Origin of the sequence: Cellulomonas fulva (assembly GCF_018531375.1) — a bacterium.
Taxonomy (GTDB): domain Bacteria; phylum Actinomycetota; class Actinomycetes; order Actinomycetales; family Cellulomonadaceae; genus Cellulomonas; species Cellulomonas fulva.
In genome coordinates this window covers 2,604,574-2,617,109 of sequence record NZ_JAHBOH010000001.1, presented here as the reverse complement: position 1 = coordinate 2,617,109, position 12,536 = coordinate 2,604,574, and the positions used below count along the sequence as shown (strand labels likewise).

The 12,536-nt window shown below is 74.7% G+C and carries 10 protein-coding genes; 6 read left to right on the top strand and 4 right to left on the bottom strand.

Features of this window, described 5'->3' with window-relative positions; all coding sequences use genetic code 11:
• Window positions 1-117: 117 nt before the first annotated feature.
• Window positions 118-735 carry a YbaB/EbfC family nucleoid-associated protein gene (locus KIN34_RS11620; RefSeq protein WP_214350637.1) on the bottom strand — a complete coding sequence of 206 codons (618 nt, stop codon included), beginning with the start codon at window positions 733-735 and terminating at the stop codon, window positions 118-120.
• 173 nt (window positions 736-908) lie between these two features.
• On the opposite strand from KIN34_RS11620, the gene KIN34_RS11615 reads away from it, so the two are divergent.
• From KIN34_RS11615 to KIN34_RS11590, 6 genes are all read left to right on the top strand, one after another.
• The gene (locus tag KIN34_RS11615) at window positions 909-1,493 is read left to right on the top strand and encodes a DUF3000 domain-containing protein (protein ID WP_214350635.1); all 585 of its coding nucleotides are present in this window, start codon (window positions 909-911) and stop codon (window positions 1,491-1,493) included.
• Between the two features lie 135 nt (window positions 1,494-1,628).
• Window positions 1,629-2,144, top strand: a complete 516-nt coding sequence (locus tag KIN34_RS17160) for a LuxR C-terminal-related transcriptional regulator (RefSeq protein ID WP_307858201.1) — start codon at window positions 1,629-1,631, stop codon at window positions 2,142-2,144.
• A gap of 102 nt (window positions 2,145-2,246) precedes the next feature.
• Entirely contained in the window at window positions 2,247-3,503 is a 1,257-nt protein-coding gene (locus tag KIN34_RS11605) for an HRDC domain-containing protein (protein ID WP_214350633.1), read from the top strand.
• A gap of 155 nt (window positions 3,504-3,658) precedes the next feature.
• On the top strand, window positions 3,659-4,948 hold the full coding sequence (locus KIN34_RS11600; RefSeq protein ID WP_214350630.1) for a thiolase family protein: 1,290 nt from the start codon (window positions 3,659-3,661) through the stop codon (window positions 4,946-4,948).
• Window positions 4,945-7,104, top strand: a complete 2,160-nt coding sequence (locus KIN34_RS11595; RefSeq protein ID WP_214350628.1) for a 3-hydroxyacyl-CoA dehydrogenase NAD-binding domain-containing protein — start codon at window positions 4,945-4,947, stop codon at window positions 7,102-7,104. The genes KIN34_RS11600 and KIN34_RS11595 overlap by 4 nt, the downstream gene beginning before the upstream one ends.
• A gap of 112 nt (window positions 7,105-7,216) precedes the next feature.
• Window positions 7,217-7,885 carry a maleylpyruvate isomerase N-terminal domain-containing protein gene (locus KIN34_RS11590; protein WP_214350625.1) on the top strand — a complete coding sequence of 223 codons (669 nt, stop codon included), beginning with the start codon at window positions 7,217-7,219 and terminating at the stop codon, window positions 7,883-7,885.
• Here the strand turns inward: KIN34_RS11590 and pflA are convergent.
• The 3 genes from pflA to KIN34_RS11575 form a co-directional block, all read right to left on the bottom strand.
• Window positions 7,882-8,775 (bottom strand): pyruvate formate-lyase-activating protein, encoded by an 894-nt coding sequence (pflA, locus tag KIN34_RS11585; RefSeq protein ID WP_214350622.1) that lies wholly within the window; start codon window positions 8,773-8,775, stop codon window positions 7,882-7,884. The two genes, KIN34_RS11590 and pflA, sit on opposite strands and share 4 nt — an antisense overlap.
• Before the next feature lie 69 nt (window positions 8,776-8,844).
• Window positions 8,845-11,118, bottom strand: a complete 2,274-nt coding sequence (pflB, locus tag KIN34_RS11580; protein WP_214350619.1) for a formate C-acetyltransferase — start codon at window positions 11,116-11,118, stop codon at window positions 8,845-8,847.
• A 140-nt stretch (window positions 11,119-11,258) separates the two neighbouring features.
• Complete coding sequence (locus tag KIN34_RS11575; protein ID WP_214350616.1) at window positions 11,259-12,512, bottom strand: amidohydrolase; 1,254 nt, start codon at window positions 12,510-12,512, stop codon at window positions 11,259-11,261.
• Window positions 12,513-12,536: the final 24 nt, after the last annotated feature.

Sequence of the window (12,536 nt, the reverse complement as noted above, 5' to 3'; positions counted from 1 at the left end):
CGGGCGCCCGTCCCCGCCACCGCATGAGGGGGTCAGGAGGGGATGAGGTCCCCGCACGTCCGGCCCGCGCTGGTCCGTCGGGCCCCCGGCTGGTCGGTCGGGCCCCCGGGTGGTCGGTCACGCCCAGCGCCGGTCGTGGTCCGCACGCATCGCCTCGGCCATCGCGGGTCCCCCGGCCGCGCTCCGCTCGACGAGCGCCACCGCCCGCCTGCCGCACTCCCGCGCCGCCGCCCGGATCGCCTCCTCCACCGCGCGGCCGAGCGCGGCGGGCGGCACGGCACGGGCGCGCTCGGTGAAGCCCACGCGCGTGACGCGTCCGCCCGCGTCGACCTCCACCGTGACCTCACCCCGCGGTGAGCGGGCCGAGGCGCGCAGCGCGTCGACCTCCGCGCTCAGGGCCGTGGCCTGCCGTGCCCGCTCCCGCGCCGCCGCGACCTGCGCCTCGACCCGGCGCGCCGCCTCGCTCCGGCCCGCCTCGCTCCCGTCCGGCTCGCTCCAGCCCGGCTCGCTCCAGCCCGGCTCGGCTGCCGGCTCGGGCACGTGCTCGGCGAGCGCCGAGGGCGGCACGCGCGGCGCGCCGAACGGGTCCCGGGGCACCGCGTCGGCGGACTCGTCGGACCCGGGCACCCGCGCCCGCGCCCCCACGGCGCTCGGCACCCACGCCCTGCCGGCGGCTCCCCGCTGCGCCGCGCCGGCGTCCTCCCGCTCCGCGGACCGTGCTGCCCTCTCGCCCACTCGTCGCTCCCCCGTCGCTCGTCGTCGTGCCCGTGCGGAGGCGTCCCCCGCCGCGCCGGACGCTAGTCCGCGCGGCCCGCGGGCGTCGGTCGTCCTCCACAGGTCCGGCCGACGCGCGAACGCGCGGCGCGCCGGAGCCGGACCCGGCACGCGGGTCCGTACGCTCAGCAACCGTGACCCCCGCCGGCCCCGACGACGTGCCCGCCGACTTCGTGAACGCGCTGCGCTCGCTGCGTGCGGTGACCGTCCGCCCGGAGGTGCTGCTCGACGAGGTGCCCGGCCCGGCACGGATCGCGCCGTACTCGGCGGCGCTGACCGCGGAGGTCCGCACGGCGCGGCGGTCGGTCGCCGCGACCGAGCTCGCCTCCGGTCGGTTCGTCGTGCTGTACGACCCGGCGGGCCAGGAGGCGTGGGACGGCTGCTTCCGGCTGGTGACCCTGGTGCGGGCGACGCTCGAGGCGGAGGTCGGCTCGGACCCGATGCTCGCCGAGGTCGCGTGGACGTGGTTCCTCGACGCGCTCGCCGAGGTGGGGCTGGACGCGCACGCCGCCGGCGGTACGGTGACCCGCGTGCTGTCCCAGAGCTTCGGTGCGCTCGAGGTGCGTGCGGAGCAGACCGAGCTCGAGATCCGGGCGTCGTGGACCGCGGCGGACCCCGACCTGCGGGACCACCTGCGCGCGTGGGAGACGCTGCTGTGCACCGCCGCCGGGCTGCCGCCGCTGCCGGAGGGCGTCGTGCCGCTCGGCCCGCGGCACTGACGCACCGGCTGCGACGCGACGGCGGTGCCGCCGTCGATCGCTGCGCCCGGGCGTCACGGTCGGTCCCGGACGTCCGCCTCGTCCGACGTGCCGCGGTCCCTCAAGTCCACGGCACCGGCTGCCGATGTGACGGACGTGACCATCGAGCCGCTCCGCCGCGCACCCGTGGCCCGGCGTGCCACCGGGAGCGCGACCGCGCCGGCTGCCGCGCAGCGACGTCCGTCCGCCGCCCAGCACATGTGCGTCGTCGTGACCGAGCTCGCGGACGGGGACGGCTCCACGCTCGTGCAGAGCCTGCGTCGCCGCGGCGCGCAGCGCGTCGTCGTCCTGACCCGCCGGGCGAGCCGCATCGAGCTCGGCGTGCTGCTCCAGGGGGGCGTGCGCGGCGCGGTCGCCTCGAGCACCGCGGCCACGCTCGCGCGCACCCCCGCAGCGGCGCCGCCCATGCCGCCGCTGCCGGAGCTGACCAACCGCGAGCTGAGCGTCCTGCGGCTCGTCGCGCAGGGCCGCAGCAACCGCCTGATCGGCGAGGACCTGGGGCTGTCCGCACTGACGGTCAAGAGCCACCTCGCCCGCATCTCCCGCAAGTTCGGCACGGGCGACCGGGCGCACCTGGTGGCGATGTCCTACCGCGGCGGCCTGCTCGACTGAGCCCGGCACCCCGGCGCGCGACGGGCCAGGCCGGCGCTCTCGTCGCGGGCGTGCCGCGCGGCCTGCACGGATGCGGTGCCGTCGTCGCCTACCGTGGTTCCCATGCGAGCGGGTGAGGAGCAGGTGGACCCCTCCGGGGATGCCCCGGAGGACGCGGTCGTCCCCCTCACCGACCCGGCCGAGGGCATCCCGCCGGTCGTCGAGACCCCGGAGGCGCTCGCCGCCGTCGTGGCCGCGTTCGGCGCCGGGACGGGACCCGTGGCGGTCGACGCCGAGCGCGCGTCGGGCTACCGGTACGGCCAGCGCACCTACCTGGTGCAGCTGCGACGGGAGGGTGCGGGCACCGCGCTGATCGACCCGATCGCGCTGCCGGACCTCTCGGCGCTGTCCGAGGCGCTCGTCGGCGTGGAGTGGGTGCTGCACGCGGCGTCGCAGGACCTGCCCGGCCTCGCGGAGCAGGGGATGCGCCCGTCGCGGGTGTTCGACACCGAGCTCGGCGCCCGGCTGCTGGGCCTCGAGCGCGTGGGCCTCGCGGCGGTCGTCGCGGACACCCTCGGCCTCGGGCTCGCCAAGGAGCACTCGGCCGTCGACTGGTCGACGCGGCCGCTGCCGACCGAGTGGCTGCGCTACGCGGCGCTCGACGTCGAGGTGCTCGTCGAGGTCCGGCAGGTGCTCGCCGAGCGCCTGGCGGTGGCCGGCAAGGCCGAGTGGGCGGCGCAGGAGTTCGAGGCGGTGCGCACGGCTCCCCCGCCGCCCCCGCGCGTCGAGCCCTGGCGCCGCGTCTCCGGTCTGCACGCGATCCGCGACGCCCGCCGGCTGGCGGTGGTGCGCGAGCTGTGGACCACGCGGGACACCAACGCCCGCCAGCGGGACATCTCCCCGGGCCGCGTGCTGCCCGACGCGGCGATCGTGGCCGCCGCGCAGGCGCTCCCGCGCTCGGTGCCCGCGCTGACCGCGCTGCCCGCCTTCTCGGGCAAGGGGACGCGTCGCCGCGCTCCGCTGTGGCAGGCGGCCATCGACCGTGCGCTGGCGCTGCCGGACGGCGAGCTGCCCTCGGTCCGCGGGCCCAAGAGCGACGCCCCGCCGCCGCCTCGCGCCTGGGCGGACCGGGACCCGGCCGCCGCCGCGCGGCTCGCCGCCGCACGGGACGTCGTGGCCGCCCTGTCCGCGGAGCACACCGTGCCGGTCGAGAACCTGCTGCAGCCGGACCTGCTGCGCCGCCTGTGCTGGTCCCCGCCGCGCCCGCTCGACGAGCGCGGCATCGCCGACCAGCTCGAGGCCGGCGGTGCGCGTCCGTGGCAGGTCGGCCTGCTCGCCGGTCCGCTCACCGCCGCGTTCGGGGCGCTGCCGACGGCGTGACCGCGCGGCCGACGAACCGGCGCCGCCGGGTGACGGACGTCACGGGCCGCCGGATGTTACTCTCGAGTAACTTCGGCCCACCGGGCCGAAGGTCCTGATCAGGACGCCACCCTGGTCAGCCATCCACGGACACCGCCGTCCCGCCTGGAGGCCCGATGCCCGCCGCATCCGCACCCGCGTCGCCGAACCCGGCTCCCCGCGTCCGCCGCACCGTCTTCGTCGAGGGCGTGCGCACCCCCTTCGGCCGTGCCCGGCCGGACGGCCTGTACGCCCACACCCGGGCCGACGACCTCGCGGTGAAGACCGTGCGCGAGCTCCTGCGCCGGCATCCCGAGCTGCCCGCCGAGCGGATCGACGAGGTCGCGATCGCCGCCACGACGCAGCAGGGCGACCAGGGTCTGACGCTCGGCCGCACGGTCGGCGTGCTGGCCGGCCTGCCGCGCACGGTCCCCGGGTACGCGATCGACCGCATGTGCGCCGGCGCGATGACGGCGGTGACCAACGTGGCCGCCGCGATCGGCGTCGGTGCGGCGGACGTCGCACTCGCCGGCGGGGTCGAGCACATGGGCCACCACCCGATGGGCTTCGACGCGGACCCGAACCCGCGCTTCCTCGCCGAGCGCCTCGTCGCGAACGACGCCCTGAACATGGGGGTCACCGCCGAGAACCTGCACGACCGCTTCGGTGCCCTCACGCGCGAGCGGGCCGACGCCTACGGCGCCGCGAGCCAGCGCAAGTACGCCGAGGCGCTCGCCGCGGGCCGCATCGACGCGGACCTCGTGCCGGTCGCGACCCGCGACCCGGAGCGCGGCTGGGGCCTCGCGACGGCCGACGAGCCGCCCCGCCCCGGCACCACGGTCGAGGGCATCGCGGCCCTGCCGACCCCGTTCCGTCCCGGTGGCCGCGTGACGGCCGGCACGTCGGCACCGCTGACCGACGGCGCGGCGTCCTGCCTGCTCGCCGCCGAGGACACGGCCGCCGAGCTCGGGCTCCCCGTGCGGATGCGCATGGTCGCGTTCGCGTACGCGGGCGTCGAGCCGGAGATCATGGGCATCGGCCCGGTCCCGGCGACCCGGCGGGCGCTCGAGCGGGCCGGGCTCACGATCGAGGACATCGGCCTGTTCGAGATCAACGAGGCGTTCGCCGTCCAGGTGCTCGCGTTCCTGGACGCGTTCGGGATCGCGGACGACGACCCGCGGGTCAACCCCGACGGCGGCGCCATCGCCGTGGGCCACCCGCTCGCGTCGTCGGGCGTGCGGCTGATGACCCAGCTCGCCCGCCAGATGGCCGAGCGGCCCGACGTCCGGTACGGGCTCACGACGATGTGCGTCGGCCTGGGCCAGGGCGGCACGGTGATCTGGGAGAACCCTCACCACCCCGAGTACGTCCCGACGAGCGATGTCCCGACGAGCGATGTCCCGACGAGTGAGGAGGCCGCGCGATGAGCGACGCCCCGAGCACCACCCCGGCGGAGCCCCGCGCCGAGCGCGTCTCGCACGCCCTCGCCCGGGACGTCCGCCTGCCCGGCGGAGCAGGCACCCTGGTCCTGGTCACGATCGACAACGGCCTGGACCACACCAAGCCGACGACGCTGGGACCGCTCGGCATCGCCGAGCTCACCACGACCCTGACGGCCCTGCGCGAGCGCGTCGCCGCGGGCGAGGTGCAGGCCGTCGCCGTCACGGGCAAGCCCTACTTCCTGGCGGCGGGCGCCGACCTGACGCAGGTCGCGAGCGTGACCTCGCGCGACGACGCGCTCGCGCTGGGGCGCGGCGGCCACGCCGCGTACGCGCTGCTGCACGACATGGGCGTGCCGACCTTCGCCTTCGTCAACGGCGTCGCACTCGGCGGCGGGCTCGAGCTCGCGCTGGCCTGCGACTACCGGACCGCGGCCGCGGACGTGCGGGCCCTCGCCCTGCCGGAGACCGGGCTGGGCCTCGTGCCCGGCTGGGGCGGCGCGTACCTGGTGCCGCGGCTGGTCGGCGTGCAGGCCGCGCTCGACGTCATCCTGGCCCGGCCCGCGGCCAACAAGCCGTTCAGCGCGCAGCAGGCCGCCGAGATCGGCCTGGTCGACGTGGTCCTCGACGCCGCGGACTTCCTCGAGGAGTCCGTGCGCTGGGCGGCGCGCGTGCTGACGGGCGAGGTCGCGGTCGCCCGTCGGGAGCTCGACGACGAGGCCACGTGGACCGCCGTCACCGACGCCGCGCGGCAGCGGCTGGACGCGACGGTCGCCGGCTCCCGGCCCGCGCCGTACCGGGCGCTGGACCTGGTCGCCGCGGCGCGCGCGTCGTCGCGCGAGGAGGCGTTCGCGGCCGAGGACGAGGCCCTCGCGGACCTGATCATGTCCGACGAGATGCGCGCCTCGGTCTACGCGTTCGGGCTGGTCTCCGGCGGCAAGAGGCCCGTCGGCGCCCCGGACCGGGCCCTCGCGCGTCCGGTCACGCGCGTCGGCATCGTCGGCGCCGGGCTCATGGCCGCCCAGATCGCCCTGCTCTTCGCGCAGCGCCTGGGCGTCCCCGTCGTCATGCGGGACCTGGACGACGAGCGGGTCGCGCACGGGCTGAGCGCGGTGCGCGCGGGCGTCGACCGCCTGACGTCGTCGGGCCGGATCTCGGAGTCGACCGGGGCGCGGCTCCTGGGATCGGTCCACGGCACGACCGACCTGGCCGACCTCACCGGCTGCGACCTCGTGATCGAGGCGGTGACCGAGGTGCTCTCGCTCAAGAAGCGCGTGTTCGCCGAGGTCGAGCAGGTCGTCTCCGCGGACACGGTCCTCGCGACGAACACCTCGGCCCTGTCGATCACGCAGATGGCCGCGGACCTGCAGCACCCCGAGCGCGTCGTCGGGCTGCACTTCTTCAACCCCGTGGCCGCCATGCCGCTGGTCGAGGTGATCCACGCCGAGCGCACGTCGCCGGAGGCGCTGGCCACCGGCTTCGCGGTCGCGTCGAAGCTGCGCAAGACCGCGGTACTCGTGGCCGACCGGCCGGGGTTCGTCGTGAACCGTCTGCTGGTCCTGCTGCTCGGCGTGATCGTCGACGCGGTCGAGAACGGCACCCCGGTCGAGGTCGCGGACCGCGCGCTGCGGCCGCTCGGCCTGCCGATGCCGCCGTTCGAGCTGTTCGACCTCGTCGGGCCCGCGGTGGGCCTGCACGTCCTCACGTCGCTGCGCGAGGACCTGGGCGACCGGTTCCCCCGGTCGCCGGGGCTCGAGAAGCTCGTCGCCGACGGCACACGCGTCGTCCTCCCCGCGCCGGGCAAGGGGCTGCCCAAGCCCGTCGACCCGGCCATCCAGGCGACGTTCGACGAGGCCCGCGGCAGCCGGCCCGCGCCTGAGCGGACCGAGCAGCCGCTCGACGAGGCAGGCGTGCTCGACTCGGTCCTGACGGCCCTCACGGTCGAGATCGGCCACATGCTCGACGAGGGCGTGGTCGCCACGCCGCAGCAGATCGACCTCTGCATGATCCTGGGCGCCGGCTGGGGTTTCCACCTGGGCGGCATCACGCCCCTGCTGGACCGCACCGGCTACAGCGAGCGGGTCCTGGGCCGCCGGCTCCTGCCCGACGGCACGGCGAACGTCCCCACCCCGCACCACGCCTGACCGCACCACGCCTGAACGCACCACGCCTGACGCACCGGCTGCGCCCGACACGGGCGCAGCCGGTGGGACCATCCGCGCCTGCAGGCGCCGGAGCCGTGCCAAGGTTGTCCCCATGTGGCCCGATCTGACCTTCGTCGGAAAGCTCGACCCACGCGCCGCCCTCGCCGCGACGCGACTGCTGGCCGGACTGGTCGCCTGGCCTGAGCTCACGGCCCGGTGGGACGACGAGTCCGCGTGCGCCGGGCTCAGCGTCGGCGGGCTCACGTGGCACCTGATCAACCAGCCGCAGCGCCTGGTGGAGGTGCTCGAGTCGCACGACCCTCGAGACTCGCGCCTCTCGGAGCCGATCGCCGTGTCGACGCACTACGCGCGCGCGGTCTGGCTCCACGAGGACCTGGAGGGGCCGTCGAACGTGGGGGTCCGCGAGCGGGGCGAGCAGCAGGCGGCCGCGGGCCCTCAGGCGGCCGCCCTGACGGCCCAGATGTCGCTCGCGCGGCTCGACGCCGCGCTGACCGCGGTGCCCCCCGTCGTGGTCCTGCCCTGGACGGGCGCCGCGATGGCGATCGAGGACGTCGTCGCGACGCGGCTGCTGGAGATCGTGGTGCACTCCGACGACCTCGCGGCGAGCCTCGACGTCCCCGTCCCGCAGTTCCCGCACGAGGTGCTCTCCCCCGTGCTCACGCTGCTGACGGACCTCGCGGTCCGGCGCCACGGTCAGGACGCGCTGGTCCGCTCGCTGAGCCGCCCGCAGCGGGCGCCCGCGTCGATCAGCGCGTTCTAGAAGACCTGCAGGCCGCGGCTGCGGAACTGGTCGCGCACGCGCTCGACCAGCTCCGGGGTGGGGGGCTGGGTGTCCTCGAGCTCGTACCGCATGCCGAGCTCGGCCCACTTGTCGCGGCCCATCTGGTGGAACGGCAGCACCTCGACGCGCGTGACGCACTCGCCGAGCGAGGCCACGTACCGCGCGACCTCCTCGACGTTCTCCTCGTCGTCGGTCAGGCCCGGGACCAGGACGAAGCGGACCCAGATCTCGGTGTCGCCGCGGGCGGCGAGACGCCGGCCGAACTGCAGCGTCGGCTCGAGCGGGCGGCCGGTGACGCGCTGGTAGGTCTCGGGGTCGCCCGACTTCACGTCGAGCAGCACCAGGTCGACGTCGTCGAGCATCTCGTCGGTGCAGTGCGCGCCGAGGTAGCCCGACGTGTCGATCGCGGTGTGCACGTCCATGGCCTTGGCCCCGCGCAGCAGGCGCCGCACGAACGCGGGCTGCATGAGCGGCTCGCCGCCGGAGATGGTCAGGCCGCCACGGGTCGCCGTCATGACGCCCCGGTACCGCTTGACCTTCGCCAGGATCTCGTCCGCCGTCACGTCCGTGCCGCGGCGCATCTCCATGGTGTCCGGGTTGTGGCAGTACAGGCAGCGCAGCGGGCACCCGGACAGGAACACCGTCAGGCGCGTGCCCGGGCCGTCGACGGCCGTGACGAGCTCCCACGAGTGCACCGCCCCGAGCTCGCCGGCGCGGACCGCGGCGAGCCGGGCCGAGCGGTCGTCGGACTCGGCTTCCGCGAGGCCCTCGGTGCCGGCGCCCTGCACACGGCCGTGCTGGCCACCCACCAGCGGGACGCCGAGGGAGACGACGGGGGCTCCGGTGACCTCGGCGGTCGTGGTGCTCATCGTCGTCTCCCTCGGGCTCGTCGTGCTGGTGGGTGATCGGTGGGTGATCGGTTCGATCGGTCGGGACGGTCAGACCGCGCCGTGGAACGTGCGGGACAGGACGTCAAGCTGCTGCTCGCGCGTCAGCCGGACGAAGTTCACCGCGTAGCCGCTGACGCGGATGGTGAGCTGCGGGTAGTTCTCCGGGTGCTCCATGGCGTCCAGCAGCGTCTCGCGGTTCAGCACGTTGACGTTCATGTGGTAGCCGTTGGACATCGTGTAGGCGTCCAGGAGCCCGACGAGGTTGGCGACCTGCTCGCCGCGCGTCCGGCCGAGCCCGCTGGGCACCACGGACGAGGTGAGCGAGATGCCGTCCTGCGCCTGCGAGTACGGCAGCTTGGCCACCGACAGCGCCGAGGCGAGCATGCCGTGCGTGTCGCGCCCGTTCATCGGGTTGGCACCCGGGGCGAAGGGCTCGCCGTGGCGCCGGCCGTCGGGCGTCGAGCCCGTGGCCTTGCCGTAGACGACGTTCGACGTGATGGTCAGGACGGACTGCGTGTGCAGCGCGCCGCGGTACGTCGGGTACCGGCGGATCTTCTCCATGAAGGTCTCGACGAGGTGCACGGCGATGTCGTCGGCGCGGTCGTCGTCGTTGCCGTACGTGGGGAAGTCGCCCTCGACCTGGTACTCGGTGACCAGGCCGTCGGCCGTGCGCAGCGCGCGGACCTTCGCGTACCGGATCGCCGACAGCGAGTCCGCGACCACCGACAGGCCGGCGATGCCGCAGGCCATGGTGCGCAGGATCTCGCGGTCGTGCAGCGCCATCTCGATGCGCTCGTACGCGTACTTGTCGTGCATGTAGTGCACGCAGTTGAGCGCGTCGACGTAGGTCTGGGCCAGCCAGTCCATGGTCGCGTCGAACTTCGCCATCACGTCGTCGTAGTCGAGGATCTCGCCCTCGACCGGCGCGGTGACCGGCGCGACCTGCTTGCCGGAGACCTCGTCGCGCCCGCCGTTGATCGCGTACAGCAGCGCCTTGGCGAGGTTGACGCGCGCCCCGAAGAACTGCATCTGCTTGCCCACCCGCATCGGGGACACGCAGCAGGCGATCGCCGCGTCGTCGCCCCAGTCCGCGCGGATGAGGTCGTCGGACTCGTACTGGACGGCCGAGGTGTCGATCGACACCTGCGCGCAGTACGCCTTGAAGCCCTCCGGGAGCCGGTCGCTCCAGAAGACCGTCATGTTCGGCTCGGGGGCCGGACCCAGGTTGTACAGCGTCTGCAGGTAGCGGAACGAGGTCTTGGTGACGAGCGTGCGCCCGTCCTCGCCCATGCCGCCGATCGACTCGGTGACCCAGGTCGGGTCGCCGGAGAAGAGGTTGTCGTACTCGGGCGTGCGCAGGAAGCGCACGATCCGCAGCTTGATGACGAAGTCGTCGATGATCTCCTGCGCGTGCTCCTCGGTGATCCGGCCGGCCTCGAGGTCGCGGTTCAGGTAGACGTCCAGGAACGTCGAGGTGCGGCCCAGCGACATCGCGGCGCCGTTCTGCTCCTTCACCGCGGCGAGGTAGCCGAAGTACAGCCACTGCACGGCCTCGCGCGCCGTGGTCGCCGGGCCGGAGACGTCGTAGCCGTACGAGGTGGCCATCGTCTTGAGCTCGTTCAGCGCCCGCAGCTGCTCCGCGAGCTCCTCACGGGCGCGGATGACGTCCTCGACGGAGCGCTCCATGTCGAGGTCGGCCTTCTCGAGCTTCTTGGCCGCGATCAGCGCGTCGACGCCGTACAGCGCGACGCGGCGGTAGTCGCCGATGATCCGGCCGCGGCCGTAGGCGTCGGGCAGGCCGGTGATGATGTGCGACGAGCGCGCGGCGCGCACGGCCGGCGGGTACACGTCGAAGACGCCGTCGTTGTGGGTCTTGCGGTACTTGGTGAAGATCTCCGTGACGACCGGGTCGGCCTCGTAGCCGTAGGTCTCGAGCGAGGTCTGCACCATGCGGTAGCCGCCGTTGGGCATGATCGCGCGCTTGAGCGGCGCGTCGGTCTGCAGGCCGACGATGACCTCGTCGCCCTCGCTGATGTAGCCGGGTCCGTGCGACGTGATGGTCGACGGCGTGGTCGCGTCGACGTCGTAGACGCCCTTCTCCCGCTCGGCGGGGAACATGGCGGAGAGCTTCGACCAGATCGCGGTCGTGCGCTCGGTGGGCCCGGCGAGGAACGACGCGTCGCCGGTGTACGGCGTGTAGTTCCGCTGGATGAAGTCCCGCACGTCGACGTGGTCTGCCCAGGGTCCGCTGACGAACCCCTCCCAGGCAGCGGGCGTCGTCGCCTCGAGGTGGTCGGTGCCGGGTACGGCCGTCGTGGACATCTTCGCTCCTTGGGGAATCGGTCCGATGGATCGAACCTACGAAGCGAGTGATGGGATGTCTCAGGACCTTTGGCCCGGCGGCCTGTTCCGCACGTCACACGTGGGGTCCGGCCCGTGCCCGACGAGGGCGGTGCGCGCGCTCAGCGCGCGAAGCGGGACCCGCGCTCGACCACCCGGCCCGTGCCGGGCTCCCCGTCCGTGCCGGGCTCCCACGCGTACACCTCGGTCCCGGTCACCAGCACGCGCTCGGCGCGCGAGGTCACGTCCAGCGGGTCGCCGCTCCACACCACGACGTCGCCGTCCAGCCCGGGCGCGAGCGCGCCGACGCGGTCGTCGATGCCCAGGAACTGCGCGGGGTTCACGGTCAGCGCCCGCAGCGCCGTGTCCCGGTCGAGCCCCTCCTTCACCGCGAGCGAGGCCTGGTGCACCAGGAAGTTGATCGGCACCACGGGGTGGTCGGTCGTGATCGCCACCCGCACGCCGGCGCGCGCCAGGACGCCGAGGTTCGCGATCGCGCGGTGCCGCAGCTCGACCTTGGACCGCGTCGTGAACATGGGCCCGAACACCACCGGCACGTCCCGCTCCGCGAGCACGTCCGCGATCTGCGCGCCGTCGGTGCCGTGGTTGATCACCAGCCGGTACCCGAACTCGTCCGCGAGGCGCAGTGCCGTCGCGATGTCGTCGGCCCGGTGCACGTGCTGGTCCCACACGAGCTCGCCCGCGAGCACGCGCGCGAGCGTCTCCTTGGCGAGGTCGCGCGCGAACGGCTCGCCCTTCGCCGCGGCGGCGTCGCGGCGCGCGACGTAGGTCTGCGCGTCGACGAACGCCGCACGGATCACGTGCGCGACGCCCAGCCGCGTGGAGGGCAGCTGCTTGCGCTCGCCGTAGACCCGCTTGGGGTTCTCCCCCAGCGCCGACTTGACCGAGACCGCCTCGCGGATGACCTGCTCGTCGACCGTGCGGCCGCCCCAGGTCTTGATCGCGACCGCCTGGCCGCCGATCGGGTTGCCCGAGCCGGGCTTGACCACGGCCGACGTCACTCCGCCGACGAGGGCGTCCCGGAACCCCTCGTCCTCGATGTTGATCGCGTCGATCGCGCGCAGGCCCGCGCCGTTCGGGTCGGTCATCTCGTTGGTGTCGTCGCCCGCGCGGCCCTCGCCCTCCTCGTGCAGGCCCAGGTGCGCGTGCGCCTCGACGAACCCCGGCAGCACCCACCTGCCGGTCGCGTCGACGACGCGGGCGCCCTCGGGGACCACGACGTCCGCCCCCACGGCCGTCACGATGCCGTCCTCGACCAGGACGGTCCCGCCCTCGATCGGGTCGGACACCACGGGGACGACGTAGCCGCCCGTGATCGCGACGGTGGACCGGGCGGTGCGGGGCTGGGCGCTCATGTCCCCATCATCACCCGGGGCGCT

Coding starts and splice junctions, on each gene's coding strand:
- KIN34_RS11605 (WP_214350633.1), top strand. CDS start 2,247: ATGCGAGCGGGTGAGGAGCAGGTGGACCCCTCCGGGGATGCCCCGGAG.
- KIN34_RS11600 (WP_214350630.1), top strand. CDS start 3,659: ATGCCCGCCGCATCCGCACCCGCGTCGCCGAACCCGGCTCCCCGCGTC.
- KIN34_RS11595 (WP_214350628.1), top strand. CDS start 4,945: ATGAGCGACGCCCCGAGCACCACCCCGGCGGAGCCCCGCGCCGAGCGC.
- KIN34_RS11590 (WP_214350625.1), top strand. CDS start 7,217: ATGTGGCCCGATCTGACCTTCGTCGGAAAGCTCGACCCACGCGCCGCC.
- pflA (WP_214350622.1), bottom strand. CDS start 8,775: ATGAGCACCACGACCGCCGAGGTCACCGGAGCCCCCGTCGTCTCCCTC.
- pflB (WP_214350619.1), bottom strand. CDS start 11,118: ATGTCCACGACGGCCGTACCCGGCACCGACCACCTCGAGGCGACGACG.
- KIN34_RS11575 (WP_214350616.1), bottom strand. CDS start 12,512: ATGAGCGCCCAGCCCCGCACCGCCCGGTCCACCGTCGCGATCACGGGC.